At 49.5% G+C, this 16,047-nt stretch carries 23 protein-coding genes; 2 read left to right on the forward strand and 21 right to left on the reverse strand.

Annotated elements, in window-relative coordinates:
• The first annotated feature begins 53 nt into the window (after positions 1 to 53).
• Entirely contained in the window at positions 54 to 857 is an 804-nt protein-coding gene (gene pdaB, locus NYE24_RS16150; protein WP_036692446.1) for a polysaccharide deacetylase family sporulation protein PdaB, read from the forward strand.
• 20 nt (positions 858 to 877) lie between these two features.
• On the opposite strand, the gene NYE24_RS16155 is transcribed toward pdaB, so the two are convergent.
• Positions 878 to 1,699 carry a PPK2 family polyphosphate kinase gene (locus tag NYE24_RS16155; RefSeq protein ID WP_036692444.1) on the reverse strand — a complete coding sequence of 274 codons (822 nt, stop codon included), beginning with the start codon at positions 1,697 to 1,699 and terminating at the stop codon, positions 878 to 880.
• Between the two features lie 134 nt (positions 1,700 to 1,833).
• Complete coding sequence (locus NYE24_RS16160) at positions 1,834 to 2,424, reverse strand: KinB-signaling pathway activation protein (RefSeq protein WP_076161545.1); 591 nt, start codon at positions 2,422 to 2,424, stop codon at positions 1,834 to 1,836.
• Positions 2,425 to 2,551: 127 nt separating this feature from the next.
• Between NYE24_RS16160 and gerD the strand changes: the two genes are divergently transcribed.
• On the forward strand, positions 2,552 to 3,250 hold the full coding sequence (gene gerD, locus NYE24_RS16165) for a spore germination lipoprotein GerD (RefSeq protein ID WP_051493272.1): 699 nt from the start codon (positions 2,552 to 2,554) through the stop codon (positions 3,248 to 3,250).
• A 72-nt stretch (positions 3,251 to 3,322) separates the two neighbouring features.
• On the opposite strand, the gene NYE24_RS16170 is transcribed toward gerD, so the two are convergent.
• The 19 genes from NYE24_RS16170 to rpmD form a co-directional block, all read right to left on the reverse strand.
• Positions 3,323 to 4,432 (reverse strand): P-loop NTPase, encoded by a 1,110-nt coding sequence (locus NYE24_RS16170; RefSeq protein ID WP_036692453.1) that lies wholly within the window; start codon positions 4,430 to 4,432, stop codon positions 3,323 to 3,325.
• 94 nt (positions 4,433 to 4,526) lie between these two features.
• Positions 4,527 to 5,273 (reverse strand): N-acetylmuramoyl-L-alanine amidase CwlD, encoded by a 747-nt coding sequence (cwlD, locus tag NYE24_RS16175; protein WP_036692442.1) that lies wholly within the window; start codon positions 5,271 to 5,273, stop codon positions 4,527 to 4,529.
• A 72-nt stretch (positions 5,274 to 5,345) separates the two neighbouring features.
• Positions 5,346 to 6,521, reverse strand: coding sequence for a sulfate adenylyltransferase (gene sat / locus NYE24_RS16180; RefSeq protein WP_076161539.1), 1,176 nt, complete (start codon positions 6,519 to 6,521; stop codon positions 5,346 to 5,348).
• A 116-nt stretch (positions 6,522 to 6,637) separates the two neighbouring features.
• A complete protein-coding gene (locus tag NYE24_RS16185; protein WP_342479097.1) occupies positions 6,638 to 7,330 on the reverse strand; it encodes a phosphoadenylyl-sulfate reductase in 693 nt (230 codons plus the stop codon).
• A 216-nt stretch (positions 7,331 to 7,546) separates the two neighbouring features.
• The gene (rpsI, locus tag NYE24_RS16190) at positions 7,547 to 7,939 is read right to left on the reverse strand and encodes a 30S ribosomal protein S9 (RefSeq protein WP_036692433.1); all 393 of its coding nucleotides are present in this window, start codon (positions 7,937 to 7,939) and stop codon (positions 7,547 to 7,549) included.
• Positions 7,940 to 7,959: 20 nt separating this feature from the next.
• Positions 7,960 to 8,397: a 50S ribosomal protein L13 gene (gene rplM / locus NYE24_RS16195; RefSeq protein ID WP_036692430.1), complete on the reverse strand. Its 438-nt coding sequence runs from the start codon at positions 8,395 to 8,397 to the stop codon at positions 7,960 to 7,962.
• Positions 8,398 to 8,635: 238 nt separating this feature from the next.
• Positions 8,636 to 9,409, reverse strand: a complete 774-nt coding sequence (gene truA, locus NYE24_RS16200) for a tRNA pseudouridine(38-40) synthase TruA (RefSeq protein WP_342479098.1) — start codon at positions 9,407 to 9,409, stop codon at positions 8,636 to 8,638.
• 179 nt (positions 9,410 to 9,588) lie between these two features.
• A complete protein-coding gene (gene rplQ, locus NYE24_RS16205; protein WP_019908254.1) occupies positions 9,589 to 9,954 on the reverse strand; it encodes a 50S ribosomal protein L17 in 366 nt (121 codons plus the stop codon).
• Positions 9,955 to 9,996: 42 nt separating this feature from the next.
• Positions 9,997 to 10,941: a DNA-directed RNA polymerase subunit alpha gene (locus tag NYE24_RS16210; RefSeq protein WP_036692422.1), complete on the reverse strand. Its 945-nt coding sequence runs from the start codon at positions 10,939 to 10,941 to the stop codon at positions 9,997 to 9,999.
• A gap of 131 nt (positions 10,942 to 11,072) precedes the next feature.
• Complete coding sequence (rpsK, locus tag NYE24_RS16215) at positions 11,073 to 11,468, reverse strand: 30S ribosomal protein S11 (RefSeq protein ID WP_020427052.1); 396 nt, start codon at positions 11,466 to 11,468, stop codon at positions 11,073 to 11,075.
• Positions 11,469 to 11,487: 19 nt separating this feature from the next.
• Positions 11,488 to 11,856 carry a 30S ribosomal protein S13 gene (gene rpsM, locus NYE24_RS16220; RefSeq protein WP_036692419.1) on the reverse strand — a complete coding sequence of 123 codons (369 nt, stop codon included), beginning with the start codon at positions 11,854 to 11,856 and terminating at the stop codon, positions 11,488 to 11,490.
• A gap of 19 nt (positions 11,857 to 11,875) precedes the next feature.
• On the reverse strand, positions 11,876 to 11,989 hold the full coding sequence (gene rpmJ / locus NYE24_RS16225; RefSeq protein WP_026688601.1) for a 50S ribosomal protein L36: 114 nt from the start codon (positions 11,987 to 11,989) through the stop codon (positions 11,876 to 11,878).
• 53 nt (positions 11,990 to 12,042) lie between these two features.
• The gene (infA, locus tag NYE24_RS16230) at positions 12,043 to 12,258 is read right to left on the reverse strand and encodes a translation initiation factor IF-1 (protein WP_018753971.1); all 216 of its coding nucleotides are present in this window, start codon (positions 12,256 to 12,258) and stop codon (positions 12,043 to 12,045) included.
• A 2-nt stretch (positions 12,259 to 12,260) separates the two neighbouring features.
• Positions 12,261 to 12,569, reverse strand: a complete 309-nt coding sequence (locus NYE24_RS16235) for a KOW domain-containing RNA-binding protein (RefSeq protein ID WP_036692417.1) — start codon at positions 12,567 to 12,569, stop codon at positions 12,261 to 12,263.
• 11 nt (positions 12,570 to 12,580) lie between these two features.
• Positions 12,581 to 13,333, reverse strand: coding sequence for a type I methionyl aminopeptidase (map, locus tag NYE24_RS16240; RefSeq protein WP_036692416.1), 753 nt, complete (start codon positions 13,331 to 13,333; stop codon positions 12,581 to 12,583).
• A gap of 4 nt (positions 13,334 to 13,337) precedes the next feature.
• Positions 13,338 to 13,982 carry an adenylate kinase gene (locus NYE24_RS16245; protein WP_036692413.1) on the reverse strand — a complete coding sequence of 215 codons (645 nt, stop codon included), beginning with the start codon at positions 13,980 to 13,982 and terminating at the stop codon, positions 13,338 to 13,340.
• Between the two features lie 98 nt (positions 13,983 to 14,080).
• Complete coding sequence (secY, locus tag NYE24_RS16250; RefSeq protein WP_036692411.1) at positions 14,081 to 15,379, reverse strand: preprotein translocase subunit SecY; 1,299 nt, start codon at positions 15,377 to 15,379, stop codon at positions 14,081 to 14,083.
• Complete coding sequence (gene rplO / locus NYE24_RS16255) at positions 15,379 to 15,819, reverse strand: 50S ribosomal protein L15 (RefSeq protein ID WP_036692409.1); 441 nt, start codon at positions 15,817 to 15,819, stop codon at positions 15,379 to 15,381. The genes secY and rplO overlap by 1 nt, the downstream gene beginning before the upstream one ends.
• Before the next feature lie 41 nt (positions 15,820 to 15,860).
• Complete coding sequence (gene rpmD / locus NYE24_RS16260) at positions 15,861 to 16,046, reverse strand: 50S ribosomal protein L30 (RefSeq protein ID WP_019908243.1); 186 nt, start codon at positions 16,044 to 16,046, stop codon at positions 15,861 to 15,863.
• Position 16,047 lies beyond the last annotated feature (1 nt).

A 16,047-nucleotide genomic window follows, 5' to 3' on the forward strand; every position in this document is an offset into this window, starting at 1 on the left:
AGCATACATTTAGAACAAACAAGCATTTCGCATGGGAGAGGAGCGCTGACAATATGAATTCTTTTTATGTATTTAGCGGCAAAAAGATCAAACGGTTTCTGTACATTTTTGCTGCTGCGCTTCTTACCGCCGGCGTTGTCTATGTGGAGAGGGGCAATATCACCGTATTCTCTGAAGCTGCCCCTTCTGCCATTTACAGTGTGCCGACGGAAAAGAAGCTGATCGCCTTAACCTTCGATATCAGTTGGGGAGAGAAACGGCCTGAGCCGATTCTGAAGGTGCTGGAAGACAAAAAGGTGGATAAAGCGACATTCTTCCTGTCCTCACCTTGGAGCAAAACCCATCCTGAGATCGTTACAAGCATCAAAGACGCCGGGTTTGAGATTGGCAGCCACGGTCACAAGCATGTGAACTACAGTACACTAAGCAATGATGAAATCCGCACGCAGATCAGTACGGCCCATACAGTATTGACGGAGCTAACCGGTTCTCAGCCCAACCTGATCAGAATGCCTAACGGTGATTTTGACAAAAGAGTCCTGCAGGTGGCAACCGATCTCGGCTATAAAGTCATTCAATGGGACACGGACTCACTGGACTGGAAGAACATCGGTGTAGATAACATCGTTAACCGTGTAACGAGCAAAGCCCATCCTGGAGATATTGTGCTGCTGCATGCCAGCGACTCCTGCAAACAAACGCATGAAGCCCTGCCTCAGATTATTGATAAGCTGCGCAGCCAGGGGTATGAGTTCGTAACCGTCTCGGAGCTAATCAGCCAAAGCAGTGCAAACGGCAAGGAAGTCCGCGATTCCGCCTTGTTGGATAATGGCCTGGAAGACGCTGCGGGAATGTAACTCCCTTACCACTGATGGCATCAGTGACGCGGTGAGATCAGCTGTGAGATATCTGGCGTCGGTGTATTCAGCTTCGGGTAGCTCAGGTCAAGCCCCTCAAGCGTTTTGACTACAATCTTGAGGGCCAGATAGTTGCGGTACCAGCGGTGATTCGCCGGAATCCAATACCACGGAGCCTTATCTATACTGCTCTCCTGGAAAACATCCTCATACGCCTTCTGATAATCGTCCCAGTATTCGCGTTCCTGCAGATCACTGGCATCGAATTTCCAGTGCTTCGCCGGATCTTCAAGCCGCTCCTTAATCTTCTCCAGCTGCTTCTCCTTGGAGATATGCAGAAAGAGCTTAATGACCGTCGTTCCCTCTTCCGCCAGCATCTCCTCGAACTGGCGGATGTAGCGGAACCGCCGCTTGGCATCCTCCTTGCTAAGACCGCCATGCACGCGGGGCACCAGCACATCCTCATAATGCGAACGGTTGAATGCGGCAATATAGCCTTTAGGCGGGGTCTTCATATGGACTCTCCACAGGAAATCGTGCGCTTCCTCCTCCAGAGAGGGCTTCTTGAAGCTGGTTACGATGAACCCTTGCGGATTGATGCCGGAGAAGATGTGTTTGACGGTTCCGTCCTTGCCGCTTGAATCCATTCCTTGAAGGATAACCAGCAGCGAATGCTTTTTCTGTGCAAAAAGGATATCCTGCAGTTTGACCAGCCGTTCCTTCAGCTTCTCCATTTTGGCTTCGGCTTCTTCTTTGGATTTGAAGTCTCCACGTTCATTAGGATCGAGGTCCTTCAGGCGTGTTTCACTTGTGTCTTTTATCATATAGCGCTTGATGTTCATATATTCCCTCCTCCACTCTGTTCTTTAAGATTAACCTCTTCATCTTCATTCTAACCGCTCCCTACAGGCAATGCCAAAACCCCGTCTCCCTGGTTCTTTACACAGGGGCGGGGTTTTGAGCATGATTGCTATAGTCAGATTGAGGCCGGCTTAAGTACACGGTGCAGCATCAGAATCTGGAAGGCATTACAGGCGACAAGCGGTACAAGAATAAAGATGGTGGCGCTGTCAACGCCGATCCGCAGCACACCGATAATCTCCACTATAGTGATGGCTGTCATGAAGAAAAAGGTCGGGACCCAGGCTGACGCGTTCGTGCTGCGTATTTTGAGCCAAGATACAATAAGAGCAGTGAACAAAATAGCCACGCCTAACGTCAAATCCGTCCGGGCGCTCTGGTCTCCGCTGACAAAGGTGCGCAGAAACATCAGCTCAAACAGCGCCAGCACGGCCAACACCAGTTGTATGTAACGCCACGCCTTGCGCGGGAACACCCCGATGCCCGTATAGTTGAGGATCAGATATGCAAAAAATCCGAGCTGGGCGTATACGCTTACAAGCACTCCGTAGCCCAAAAGAATCAGGGAGTACAGGAGAAGATCGGCAGTGCCTTTAAACTCTATACCGCCATTCCCTATCTGCAGAGCAAGTCCAGCAATAACAGCCCCGCCTGCACCGATCAAAAGCGTGGTCCAGAACAAATAAAACCATTTTCTCAAGCTCAGCGCTTTCACCTCCCCGTGTCAGATTTATTTTACCAAGGTTACCGTCAAAAAACCATTCCGCTTCAACATAAATGTTCCCTGGCGCGGCATACTACAAGCAGTAATTCTATAAAGGAGGGCAGCGCCAATGAAATGGAGGGCTATCTGGTCTGGAGGCTTGACACTTGGCTTGATGATCACCTTGACGGCCTGCGGGGGCGAACAGAGCAGTTCTTCTTCGGGACAAGGCGGATATAAGGAAATGAAGACGATGGTTGTTGATATATTAAAAAGCGATGAAGGGAAAAAGGCTGTAGAGGAGGCCTTGTCTACTCCAAGCTCAGAGGGGGGCAGCGCCGCCAGCGGCCTAAGCATGAAGATGATGCCTATGCAGACAACTGAGGAGATCCGGATCGCTGTTAAAGATACCCTCACCGCACCGGAGTATCAGAAGGAAATCGAAAAAATCATGACTGACCCGCAGTTTGCCGGAGATTTTGCCAAAGCGATTAACAAAGAAAGTAAGGAACTTCATCTTCAATTAATCAAAGACCCCACTTATCAGAAGTCAGTTGGAGAAATTATGAAGTCGCCCGAGATGACGAAAATGTTCCTCGACCTTACCAAGACTCCGGATTACCGCAAGCAGTCCATGACGATTATGCAGGAGGCCATGCAGAACCCGCTATTCCGTATGGAAGTACTTACTCTTCTCAAATCCGTGGTCCAGGATGAATTGCAGCCCAAGGTTGAGAAAAAAGATGCAGGGAAAGGCGGCGGGGAGGACAAGCAGGGCGGGGACAGTCAGAAGCAGGATGGCGGAGACGACTCCGGTTCGGGTTCTTAACTAAAATAAGGCCTTGCCCCGTGGAAGGGACATGGCCTTATTTGTTTATGTGCTAGCAAGGTCAAAGGGTGATTATTGCTCGTACTTGGCAATCAGCTTGTCTGCAATGTCTGCAAACAGTACTCCGGTAGCCGTATCCGCCTTATATACTGACGGTGAGAAGTCCGGCTCGGAAATATGGTTGTCCGGGGCACCCAGCGGTACTTGGGCCAGCAGCTCTGTATGCAGCGTTTCCGCCAGGCGGGCTCCGCCGCCTCTGCCGAAGATGTAATCCTTTTTGCCGCAGGAAGAGCATTCGTAGTACGCCATATTCTCAATGACGCCAAGAATCTCATGCTCGGTCTGCAGTGCCATAGAGCCCGCCCTCGCCGCCACAAAGGCAGCTGTAGCATGCGGGGTAGTGACAATGATCTCCTTGCTGTGCGGCAGCATCTGGTGGACATCAAGGGCCACATCACCCGTACCTGGCGGCAGATCCAGCAGCAGGTAATCCAGCTCTCCCCAGCCGACATCACTGAAGAACTGGCGCAGCATTTTGCCAAGCATGGGTCCTCTCCAGATGACCGGACTATTCTCCCGGATGAAGAAGCCCATCGACATGACCTTCACGCCGAAGCGCTCTACCGGAATAATCGTTCCTTCTTCCACAATCGGCCCTTCTTCAATTCCCATCATGTCCGGGATGCTGAAGCCGTAAATATCTGCATCGATCAGGCCGACTCTCTTACCCTTGCGGGCCAGCGCCACCGCCAGATTCACGGTTACTGTTGATTTCCCGACCCCGCCCTTGCCGCTGGCGATCGCGATGAAGTTCACCCCTGAGTTCTCGTTAATCAGCTCATGCCCCTCAAGACCCGCTGCGTGTCCTTTGAGCTTCCCCTCTTGATCTGAATCCGGCTCGTCCCCGCCGCCTTCTCCGCGAAGCGTAGCCCGTTCATAGTCGGTGGCATCACGCAGGCGGATATGAATCTGTTCTGCCCCGCCCTCCGTAAGGAGATCACGAACCTTCTGTTCCAGCTCCATCCGCTTCTTCTCGTCCGAATCCAGACATACGATGGATAACGAAATACGGTCCTCCTTGATCATGATATCGCGGATTAACTGTAAATCGATCAGGCTTTTTCCGGATTCCGGGTCTGTAAGCGGCTGTAAAAGTTCCTGAATTTGTTCCCTGGTCTGCATGGAAAGCACCTCTGTTCCTATCCGGCGGTAAGCCCCGGTATTTGTACCCATTATAGCATTACCCCCGGAGGGAAGAGTAGTCCCCCCTATGCCTCTATGGCTTCTCGGAGCTGTACCGCAGGATGCCCCGGTAGATGCTGGTCGCCACCTTCCGCTGGTACAGATCATCCCCAAGGAGCAAGGACTCCTGAGGGTGTGACAGGAAGCCTACCTCAACGAGCACGGATGGCATCTTTAACACCTTTAACAAATAAATGGTACTCGCTGTCTTCGCCACACGGTCCGTATTCTCAAGTGTAGCCCTCAGCTCATCCTGTACCAGCCCGGCCAAGGCCTTGTTCCCATCGTTGCTTGGATAATAGAAGGTCTGAGCCCCGCTCCAGCGGTTGGAAGGAATACTGTTCATATGTACGCTGACAAACAGATCTGCCCCCTTCTCTTCAATGCTCCGCACCCGCTGCTTGAGATCCTCCGTCTTGCGCCTTGCGTATCCCTTGGTACTGCCTTGGGCCAGATCATAATCCCCTTCACGGGTCATCACCACAATCGCCCCAGCCTGCTGCAAATAATCACGCAAGTACAGCGACACGGAGAGATTGATATCCTTCTCAATCAGGCCTGAGCGGCTCACTGCTCCCCCATCCGGTCCCCCGTGACCTGCATCAATGGCAATCACCTTGCCGGAGAGCGGCAAGCTCCAATAATTGACCGTCTTGGCAGTCGGCATGTCGTAGGCGATGATTCCGATCATTATAGTGAGCAGCACAGCGGCCAGGATACTTTTTTTGATGCCGCGCCAAGAGATCCAGACCGAGACTTTACGCTTCTGCCCTCCAGACATAACAAAGACCCCCTCGTCCCGATAGATTCTACTCATCTATATGGGACAAGAGGGCCAAATAGTACCGGCTGTTTAGGAGTTTACAGAGACTTCCGGTGACATTCCTTCAATCAGAATTTGCGCCACCTCGGGGCGTGTGAACTCAGGAGGCGGACATTGTCCGTCACGCAGCAGTGCCCGTACCTTCGTACCCGAAAGCGTCAGGTGCTGGTCGGCCGGGTGCGGACAGGTTTTGCTGGAGGCCATATTGCCGCACTTCACACAGAAGAAGCTATGTTCGAAGAATAGCGGTGTAATCCCAAGCTCCTCGGCGGTGAAGTTAGCAAAGATCTCCTGCGCTTCATACGTACCGTAATAATCTCCCACACCTGCATGATCACGCCCGACAATGAAGTGTGTACAGCCGTAATTCTTACGCACCATGGCATGGAAGATGGCTTCACGCGGGCCCGCATAACGCATTGCTGCCGGGAAGACTCCTAGGAAAGTACGGTTCTCCGGATAATAATTCTCCAGCAAGGCCAGATAACTCTTCATCCGCACGTTGGCCGGGACATCATCCGACTTGGTCTCACCTACCAGGGGATTGAGGAACAGGGCGTCTACAACCTCCATAGCGCATTTCTGGATATACTCATGGGCACGATGTACCGGGTTACGCGTCTGGAAGCCTACAACCGTTCTCCAGCCCTTATCTGCGAAGATCCGACGGGTCTCGGCGGGGTCAAAATAGAATTCAGCGAATTTCTCCGGCTGCGGGCGGTTCAGTACCGTTATAGGTCCGCCTACATAGGTCGCCGGCCGGGACAGCAGTTTGCTGACTCCGGGATGTGCGGGATCGGTTGTTTTGAACACATTCTGCGCTTCAACCTGCTGATCGACCGTATAAATACTCTCAATATCCAGCAAACCGTAGATAACACCGTCGTCTTCACCGATTAGAGAAACCCTGTCGCCTGTCTTAAGAGTTGCCGCAAGCTCGTCACCGACAGCCAGTGTAACCGGTATACTCCATACCGTACCGTTAGCCAGCCGCATATTGCTCACTACCGAGTGATAATCCTCTTCGTTCAAGAATCCGGTGAGCGGTGAGAAGGCACCTACACCAATTAAATCCAAATCAGATAAGGTCCAAGTATTAAGGGCAATCGATTGATGGGCTAAAGCTTGCTTCAGCAGTTCTTCTCTCTCTTTTCCGTCTGCGATACGCCGGATCAGTGTTCCTCCATGAGGAAGTATTGAAGTCATCCCTATTCTCTCCTCCTGTGCAGTGCCTGTGCACTGCTGTATACAGTGCTGGTAACTTAGTGCGGATAAATTAGTGATTAGAGATCATATCTGGGCGAAACTTATTTAAGCGTATCTTATTTGTGCAATCCACATTCTGTCTTGTCCGAACCGGACCATCTGCCGGCACGCGGATCTTCACCAGGCATAACAGCCCGGGTGCATTGCTCACAGCCGATACTCGGGAAATTGCGGTCATGCAGCGGATTGTAGATTACATCATTCTCACGGATATAATTCCACACATCCTCAGTAGTCCAGTTCGCAATCGGATTGAATTTGACCAGCCCGAACTTATTATCATATTCTATCTTCTTCGAATTGGCTCGGGTAGGAGCCTGGTCCCGGCGAATTCCGGTAATCCAGGCGTCGTATTGTGAGAGAATACGGGTTAGCGGTTCAACCTTACGAATCGCGCAGCACTGGTTAGGGTCTGTATTCCATAGTGCCTCCCCATACTGCAAGGCTTGCTCCTCCACCGAAATCTGCGGAGACACCCGGACGAATTCCATCCCGTACTTGTCAGCCATAATATCTCTAGTCTCATAGGTTTCCTTGAAATGATAATCCGTATCTAAATAGAACACATCTGTCGAGGGACTCACCTTCTGAATCATATCCACCAGCACCACATCCTCCGCCCCGAAGCTGCAGGCAAAGGTTATATTCGGAAAGGTCTCCACCGCCCAGCGGATAATCTCTTCCGGAGCAGCATGCTCCAGCTCTTCCGCCTTCACTTTGATTAAATCCTCTTTCTCGAGCAGGTTCATCTAAGTTTCCTCCATCCGGATATCGTCAAGATCGAAACCTAAGAGGTTAATCCCGACTAATTCTATAAGATATAGTATATCCGTTTGAGCAGCGAAGTCAATGGGTTTTGTTCAATTTGGAATAAAGTATCGTAAATACTTGGATATCAGGAGAATTACAAAAAAGCTCCCGACCATAAAGGCCAGGAGCTTCCATTCCTTGAGAACAAGGGATTCTTAACGTTTCGAGAACTGTGGAGCGCGACGAGCAGCTTTGAGGCCGTATTTCTTACGTTCCTTCATACGTGGGTCACGTGTCAGGAATCCGGCTTTCTTCAGCGTACCGCGATATTCAGGGTCTACTTTGAGCAATGCACGGGAAATCCCGTGACGGATTGCGCCAGCTTGACCGGAAATGCCGCCACCATGTGCAAGTACGATTACATCGTAGCTGCCCAGAGTTTCAGTCAGGTTCAAAGGTTGTCTTACGATCATTTTCAGTGTTTCAACACCGAAATATTCGTCCATCTCACGTTTGTTAATGACAATGCGTCCTTCACCCGGTACAAGGCGAACACGTGCTACCGAATGTTTACGACGACCTGTCCCATAGTATTGTACTTGTGCCATGAAACTGTCCTCCTTTATTCTTATCCGCGAAGTTCGTAAACTTCAGGTTTTTGTGCTGCATGTGGATGTTCAGCGCCTGCATATACTTTAAGTCTCAGTTTCATGTGATTACCTTGACGAGTCTTAGGAATCATGCCATGAACTGCGAATTCAATCATACGCTCAGGTTTGGTCTTGATCAGGTCTTCAGCAACAGTAACCTTCAAGCCGCCTGGGTGCATCGAGTGACGGTAGTATTTCTTGTTTTGCATTTTCTTACCTGTGAGGTGAATCTTCTCAGCGTTGATAACAATTACGAAATCACCAGTATCAACGTGTGGAGTGAATTGCGGTTTGTGTTTGCCGCGGATCAGAGCAGCGGCTTCGCTTGCCAAACGGCCAAGTGTTTTGCCTTCGGCATCAATGATGTGCCAATTGCGTTCAACTTCGTTCGGCTTCGCCATGTAGGTGGTACGCATGAATGTTTCCTCCTTGTTCTCGTACGAAAATCATCTGTTTCGTATATCTTGTTTCGCGATTGAATTACAATTTAGTGAGTTAAAAAACTTATTTTTTGGCATTTCCTTGATCGGGGCTGTGGGATAGCCATCAAGAAAACACAACTTTTATATTACAGTATAAACATGACAAGCGCAAGCGATTTTTAAACATTCAGTACTAATTTTCATAAAAAAATATAGTACCGGCCGTTCAGTCCTACATCTCGTCATATTCCACACTCCAGAGTGCCAGCCCCTTAGACACAGCCGTAGGTCCGGCCGCTGCACGATCACAAGCCGCGAGAATTGCAGGCATTCTATCTGCGCTGATTTTACCTTGCCCCACCTGCATCAGCGTCCCCATAATAATGCGTACCATATGCTGCAGAAAGCCACTGCCTGTAATATAGGTATGGATTACTCCCTGGTCAGGAGAGCCCGGGCGGCACATGCTGCGGTCTACCTCAAGATAAGCCTCGTAAATAGTCCGCACATGAGAAGTCTTGGTGGACTTCCTGGAGGCAAACGAGGTGTAATCATGGGTACCCAGCAGCGAGCTTAGCCCCCTCTCCATCGCAGGAACGTTCAGCTTCATCGGATGATGATGCTGCCAGCGCCGCTGGAACGGGTCCGGGAATCGGTTGCCGTTAATCGTGTACCGGTAGGTTTTACGCTTCGCCCCTCTACGGGAGTGGAACGAGAGCGGAACTTCAGCGGCCTCTGTAACCACGATGTCCTGCGGCAGCCTGGCATTCAGAGCCAGACACCAGCGCTCCAGTGGAATCTGGGAGGAGGTTATGAAGTTAAAAGGTTGGCCATAAGCGTGCACCCCCGCATCAGTCCGTCCTGAGCCCGTGATTTTGAGCGTCTCACCGGTCAGATGCTGAATAGCATGCTCCAACTTGTCCTGAATCGTATTGCCCTGAGGCTGGGTCTGAAAGCCATCATAATGGGTACCGTCATAATTGACTTTCATCAATAGATTGCGCATTTCATTCTCCTGTTGGTCCATATACTTAATTTATTCTCAAAAAAAAGAGCCCCGGCGGGAGCTCCTTCTACTCTATACAAGGTGATTCCCGCGGTTATTTGCACGGCAGGGTAATATGCCCTGCAGTACAATAACGTTAAATACGTAAAGCGTACATCCGGAAATCATGGCTTGTGAAACTACGCGCGGTCTACCAGTTCAAGATAAACCATAGGCGCAGCATCGCCACGGCGAGGTCCCAGCTTCAGGATACGAGTGTATCCGCCTGGACGCTCTGTGTAACGAGGAGCAATATCAGAGAATAATTTTTGGATTGCATCTTGTTCACCATCTACAGTCTCACGACGAACAAATGCAGCTACTTGACGGCGAGCATGAAGATCGCCCTTTTTCGCTTTAGTGATCAGTTTCTCAGCGATGGAACGAACTTCCTTCGCTTTGGCTTCTGTTGTCTGAATACGTTCGTATAGGAACAGATCCGTTACCATATCGCGGAACAAAGCTTTACGCGCGCTGGAATCACGGCCCAATTTTTGGTATGCCATTTGTTTTCCCTCCTTCACTCAAGTCTCAAGAACTCCGGGGTCCTATTCTTCTGTACGAAGTCCTAAACCAAGTTCCTCAAGCTTCTCTTGAACCTCTTCCAAAGATTTGCGGCCCAAGTTACGAACCTTCATCATATCTTCTTCAGTTTTCGTAGTCAGCTCTTGCACGGTATTAATACCGGCACGTTTGAGGCAGTTATAGGAACGGACAGAAAGATCAAGCTCCTCGATAGTCATCTCAAGTACTTTTTCTTTTTTGTCTTCTTCTTTTTCAACCATAATTTCGGCGTCTTTCGCTTCATCCGTAAGTCCTACGAACAGAACGAGGTGCTCGTTCAAAATTTTGGCTCCAAGGCTAACGGCTTCTTCCGGTCGGATACTGCCATCTGTCCAAATTTCCAGCGTCAACTTGTCGTAGTTAGTCACTTGACCAACACGGGTATTATCAATACCGTAATTCACACGTGAAATAGGAGTGTAGATAGAGTCAACCGGAATTACACCAATTGGCTGATCGTCGCGTTTGTTCCGGTCCGCTTGGACGTAGCCGCGACCACGGCCTGCAAAAATGCGCATGTGCAGTCTCGCGCCAGGTCCCAGCGTTGCAATATGAAGATCCGGGTTCAGGATCTCAACATCGCTGTCCGCACGGATATCACCTGCGGTAACGATGCCTTCTCCTTCAGCATCAATCTCGAACACTTTCTCTTCATCCGAATGAATTTTCAGAGACAGAGCTTTAAGGTTCAGGATGATTTCCGTCACATCTTCCATTACGCCGGGAACGGTCGAGAACTCATGCAGAACGCCGTCAATTTGGACCGAAGTCACTGCGGCTCCCGGAAGGGAGGAAAGCAGAATCCGGCGAAGCGAGTTCCCCAGAGTCGTGCCATATCCACGTTCCAGCGGTTCAACTACGAATTTCCCATAGGTCCCATCATCATTGGCTTCTACGGTCTCAATCTTCGGCTTTTCGATTTCTATCACGAGTGTACCCCTCCTTCAAACGTCGCTCCTATATGAAACAGTCACCCCATCAGGTGTATCATGTAGTATGCCTAAACACCTATTATTAGCAGATGCGTCAGAATTATACCACAATCACAATTCTGATTGTACTAAACGCGGCGACGCTTCGGCGGACGGCATCCATTGTGAGGAACTGGAGTAACGTCTTTAATGAGGTTTACTTCAAGACCAGCGGCCTGAAGGGAACGGATGGCTGCTTCGCGGCCCGCGCCCGGTCCTTTAACCATAACTTCAACGGACTTCATGCCGTGTTCCATAGCTGCCTTAGCAGCTGTTTCGGCTGCCATTTGCGCTGCAAATGGAGTCGATTTACGGGAACCTTTGAATCCTTGACCACCGGAGCTTGCCCAGGAAATTGCATTTCCGTGGGGATCCGTGATCGTAACGATAGTGTTATTGAACGTGGAACGGATATGTGCCACGCCAGACTCGATATTTTTCCGGTCGCGACGTTTCGTACGTACGACTTTTTTCGGTTTAGCCATTGTCTCTTATCACCTCTTCTTATTTCTTTTTGTTTGCTACAGTACGACGCGGGCCTTTACGGGTACGAGCATTGGTTTTGGTACGTTGACCGCGAACAGGCAATCCACGACGGTGACGAACACCGCGGTAACAGCCGATCTCAGTAAGACGCTTAATATTCAAGGAAATTTCACGACGAAGGTCACCTTCAACCTTAACCTCTTTGTCGATCGTTTCACGCAGTTTGCTGACTTCATCTTCCGTCAAATCACGGACACGTGTGTTAACGTCAATGCCTGTTCCATTAAGAATTTTCTGGGAAGTCGTTTTACCGATTCCGAAAATATAAGTCAAGGCGATCTCAACGCGCTTATCACGTGGCAAATCCACTCCAGCTATACGAGCCATTTTACGCTACACCCCCTTCTTAACCTTGTTTTTGTTTGTGTTTCGGATTTTCGCAAATTACCATAACAGTCCCTTTGCGGCGGATGACTTTGCATTTTTCGCACATGGGCTTTACAGAAGGTCTTACCTTCATGTTAATTACCTCCTCAAAGTTTTGCGAAGCAAAACTTTTGTTGTAGTTCCCATCTATTTCCGGTAAGTTATACGGCCTTTTGATAGATCATAAGGCGATAACTGCACGACCACTTTGTCTCCGGTTAGAATACGGATAAAGTGCATCCGCAATTTCCCGGACACATGGGCAAGTATTTGATGACCGTTCTCAAGCTCAACCTTAAAAGTTGCGTTAGGCAACGGCTCAATAACCGTTCCTTCTACCTCAATGACGTCTTCCTTAGCCACAGTTAGTCTCCTTTCTCATTAGCACTTTGTCCAGGGGGCTCGCCATACTTCATCACTGCAAACCGCAGCTTTCCGTTGGTGACCCGGCCGGTTTCTTCCAAACTGTCTACAATCTCACTGCTGATGAAGGGTATGAGCTCCAGGTGCTGAATATTCTTCTTCTTTGGGCTGTCAAACTTACGTTTGTCCCCATCAGCAATATATACAAATCTGCTATCCACAACTGCGATAACAACGGCAGCCTCTCCGGCATCCTTGCCTTTGAGAATCCTCACAATTTGACCAATCTGCGGGCTGCTCCCAGTATTCACGTGAAGATCACCTACGCATTCAGTTTTGTGAAAATCTCCATACCGTCCGGTGTAACTGCTACTGTATGCTCGAAATGAGCACACAGTGAACCGTCTACCGTAACGACCGTCCAGTTATCATCCAGCGTTCTGACATAACGTTCTCCCGCGTTAACCATCGGCTCAATGGCGAGTACCATACCCGGCTTCAGACGTGGTCCACGGTCCGCTATGCCATAGTTCGGAATTTGCGGTTCTTCATGCAGTTCTGCCCCAATGCCATGACCAACATACTCGCGGACAACGGAGAACCCGGCGTCTTCAATGTATGCTTGAATTGCATGGGAGATTGTAAACAAGCGCACATCCGGTTTGACTAACGCCAGTCCAGCGTACAGGGAGCCTTCCGTGACATCCAGCAGATGCTGAGCCTCTTCGGAAATGCTGCCCACCCCGTAAGTCCAGGCGGAATCACCGTGATAACCACGGTACTCTGCACCGATATCCAGCGTAACGATGTCGCCTTCTACCAGTTTGCGTTTCCCTGGAAATCCATGCACCAATTGTTCGTTGACTGAAGCGCAAATGCTGGCAGGAAAACCGTTGTAGCCTTTGAAAGACGGCACAGCACCCTGACTGCGAATGTACCCATCGGCGATTCTGTCGAGCTCACCGGTAGTAATGCCTGGCTGGATAGCTTCAGCAATAAGACGGTGACTCTCGGCAACAATTCGACCAGCTTCCCTCATAAAGACAAGTTCCTGTTCGGATTTGCAAATGATCATTACATTAACCCCGCAGCATAGATACGATTTCAGAAGAAACGACATTGATTTCGTTTTCTCCGTTTACCTGACGCACAAGACCTTTATCGTCATAAAATGCAAGCAGCGGCGCTGTCTTGTTATCATACTCATCCAGACGCTTGCCTACACTTTCTTCGTTGTCATCCGGACGCTGATACAATTCTCCGCCATCAATGTCGCAGACGCCTTCTTGCTTCGGCGGGTTGAAAATCAAATGGTAGGATGTTCCGCATACTGAGCAGATCCGGCGTCCGGTAAGACGCGCCATCAGCAGTCCGCGGTCCACATTCAAGTTAACAACGTGATCCAGTGAAGTTCCAAGCCGGCTGAGGATTTCTCCCAGCGCTTCCGCTTGCGAAAGGGTTCTTGGAAAGCCATCCAATAAAAAACCTTTTTCGCAATCGGACTGCTGCAGCCGTTCTTCGACGATTCCAATAGTCACATCATCAGGTACAAGCAAACCTTCATCGATGTAAGATTTAGCCTTCAGCCCGATCGGTGTTCCCTGCTTGATTGCCAAGCGAAAAGCATCACCGGTCGAAATATGCGGAATACCAAGTTCTTTAACAACAACTGCGGCTTGTGTTCCCTTGCCTGCCCCAGGAGGGCCCATGAATAAAATGTTCACGATTCTCTTCTCCCCCCAAAAGTTCGCCACCAAGCAAGAAACAGCACAATAGGTACCGGGAAGTTTAGAACCTTAGGTACTTCTCCGGAACCTATCGCCTATTTATTGATGAAGCCTTTGTAATGGCGTTTGATCAATTGGCTCTCGATCTGCTTCATGGTATCCAGTGCAACACCGATAACGATCAGCAGTGCCGTACCACCAATCTGTACTTGCTTCGGTAACCCGGACAACGATCCAAATAATACTGGCAGTACAGAGATTAATGACAGGAACAGCGCACCGGACATGGTCAGACGCGACATTACTCTAGTCAGATATTTCTCAGTAGCCTTACCTGGACGTATACCTGGAATGTATCCGCCATTCTTTTTCATATTGTCAGCCATTTGCTGCGGGTTCATCTGAACAAACGTATAGAAGAACGTGAATCCGATGATCATGACTACATACAGCAGCATGCCGAGCGGCTTGGTATGATCCAGATTGGCCGAGACCCATTTAGCCCAAGTGTGGGTGGACCAGAAGCTCGATAAAACGACCGGGAATTGAAGCAGCGAAACGGCGAAGATAACAGGAATTACACCAGCCGCATTAATTTTAAGCGGAATGTGCGTATTCTGTCCACCGTACATTTTGTTACCGACTACGCGCTTGGCATATTGTACAGGGATTTTACGGATACCTTGTTGAACAAAGATCACCCCGACAATAATCGCTACAACCACGATCATTACAATAACGACTTTAAGAATATTCAGGAACATCTGACCCGGCTGGATGAAGCTTGATTGCGCCGTAGTGGTGATATATCCCGGAAAGGCGGCGACGATTCCCGCAAAAATCAGGATCGAAATCCCGTTTCCTATACCCTTTTCAGTGATCTGCTCACCTAACCACATCAAGAATGATGTACCTGCCGTCAATATGATCGCAATAAGCAGGTAATCCGCAAAGGTTGCATTTGGAATCATCTCAGTGCCATAAATCCGGTTAAACCCGATAGATGTGGCAAACGCTTGAATCAAACCTAGCACAACTGTGCCGTAACGCGTAATTTGCGCCAGCTGCTTTTTCCCGTGTTCCCCTTGCTTAGCCCATTCGGCAAACTTAGGAACAACATCCATCGAAAGCAATTGTACTATGATGGATGCTGTGATATACGGGTAAATGCTGATCGCAAAAATCGAGAAGTTTTTGAGCGCTCCGCCCGAGAAGGTGTTCAAAAGACCCATCAAAGCGTCTCCGCCCTGATTTGCTGATTCCAGTACTTCTTTGTTCACACCGGGAACCGGTACAAACGAACCGATGCGGTAAATGATCAGAACGAACAGGGTAAACAGGATCTTTTTGCGCAAATCTTCAACATGCCATATATTCTTAAGCGTCTTGAACATTAGATCACCTCGGTTTTACCGCCGGCAGCTTCGATTTTCTCTACCGCAGATTGAGAGAACTTATTTGCTTTGACAGTCAATTTAACAGCCAGTTCACCGTTGCCGAGAATCTTGATGCCGCTCTTAGTGTTGCTGACAACACCAGTTTCAAGCAAAAGCTCAGGAGTTACTTCTGTTCCTTCTGCAAAGCTATTCAGATCTTCCAGGTTCACAATCGCGTACTCTTTACGGGTAGGATTGACGAAACCACGTTTAGGCAGACGACGATAGAGTGGGTTTTGTCCACCCTCGAAGCCTGGACGTACACCACCGCCGGAACGGGAGTTTTGACCTTTGTGACCACGGCCCGAAGTTTTACCGTTACCGCTACTTGGTCCACGACCAACGCGGTTGCGTTCTTTCCGTGATCCAGGAGCTGGAGCAAGTTCATGTAACTTCATCGTTTGCACCTCCTTATGTTTGTTAATTTATGCGAGGCTTTTTAGCCTTCAATTTCAGTAACGGACAGCAAGTGGCTCACTTTGTTGATCATTCCGCGAATTGCAGGAGTGTCGTTGTGAACCACGGACGAGTTGGTTTTGCGCAGGCCGAGCGTCTTAACAGTAACACGTTGTGTTTCTGGACGTCCAATTACACTGCGTACGAGGGTAATTTGCAATTTAGCCATT

Source organism: Paenibacillus sp. FSL H7-0350 (genome assembly GCF_038593195.1).
Taxonomy (GTDB): Bacteria; Bacillota; Bacilli; order Paenibacillales; family Paenibacillaceae; genus Paenibacillus_AQ.

Excerpts from the sequence above, each read along its gene's own strand:
- pdaB (WP_036692446.1), top strand. The coding sequence starts at position 54 with ATGAATTCTTTTTATGTATTTAGCGGCAAAAAGATCAAACGGTTTCTG.
- NYE24_RS16155 (WP_036692444.1), bottom strand. The coding sequence starts at position 1,699 with ATGAACATCAAGCGCTATATGATAAAAGACACAAGTGAAACACGCCTG.
- gerD (WP_051493272.1), top strand. The coding sequence starts at position 2,552 with ATGAAATGGAGGGCTATCTGGTCTGGAGGCTTGACACTTGGCTTGATG.
- NYE24_RS16170 (WP_036692453.1), bottom strand. The coding sequence starts at position 4,432 with ATGCAGACCAGGGAACAAATTCAGGAACTTTTACAGCCGCTTACAGAC.
- cwlD (WP_036692442.1), bottom strand. The coding sequence starts at position 5,273 with ATGTCTGGAGGGCAGAAGCGTAAAGTCTCGGTCTGGATCTCTTGGCGC.
- sat (WP_076161539.1), bottom strand. The coding sequence starts at position 6,521 with ATGACTTCAATACTTCCTCATGGAGGAACACTGATCCGGCGTATCGCA.
- NYE24_RS16185 (WP_342479097.1), bottom strand. The coding sequence starts at position 7,330 with ATGAACCTGCTCGAGAAAGAGGATTTAATCAAAGTGAAGGCGGAAGAG.
- rpsI (WP_036692433.1), bottom strand. The coding sequence starts at position 7,939 with ATGGCACAAGTACAATACTATGGGACAGGTCGTCGTAAACATTCGGTA.
- rplM (WP_036692430.1), bottom strand. The coding sequence starts at position 8,397 with ATGCGTACCACCTACATGGCGAAGCCGAACGAAGTTGAACGCAATTGG.
- truA (WP_342479098.1), bottom strand. The coding sequence starts at position 9,409 with ATGCGCAATCTATTGATGAAAGTCAATTATGACGGTACCCATTATGAT.
- rplQ (WP_019908254.1), bottom strand. The coding sequence starts at position 9,954 with ATGGCATACCAAAAATTGGGCCGTGATTCCAGCGCGCGTAAAGCTTTG.
- rpsK (WP_020427052.1), bottom strand. The coding sequence starts at position 11,468 with ATGGCTAAACCGAAAAAAGTCGTACGTACGAAACGTCGCGACCGGAAA.
- rpsM (WP_036692419.1), bottom strand. The coding sequence starts at position 11,856 with ATGGCTCGTATAGCTGGAGTGGATTTGCCACGTGATAAGCGCGTTGAG.
- rpmJ (WP_026688601.1), bottom strand. The coding sequence starts at position 11,989 with ATGAAGGTAAGACCTTCTGTAAAGCCCATGTGCGAAAAATGCAAAGTC.
- map (WP_036692416.1), bottom strand. The coding sequence starts at position 13,333 with ATGATCATTTGCAAATCCGAACAGGAACTTGTCTTTATGAGGGAAGCT.
- secY (WP_036692411.1), bottom strand. The coding sequence starts at position 15,379 with ATGTTCAAGACGCTTAAGAATATATGGCATGTTGAAGATTTGCGCAAA.
- rplO (WP_036692409.1), bottom strand. The coding sequence starts at position 15,819 with ATGAAGTTACATGAACTTGCTCCAGCTCCTGGATCACGGAAAGAACGC.
- rpmD (WP_019908243.1), bottom strand. The coding sequence starts at position 16,046 with ATGGCTAAATTGCAAATTACCCTCGTACGCAGTGTAATTGGACGTCCA.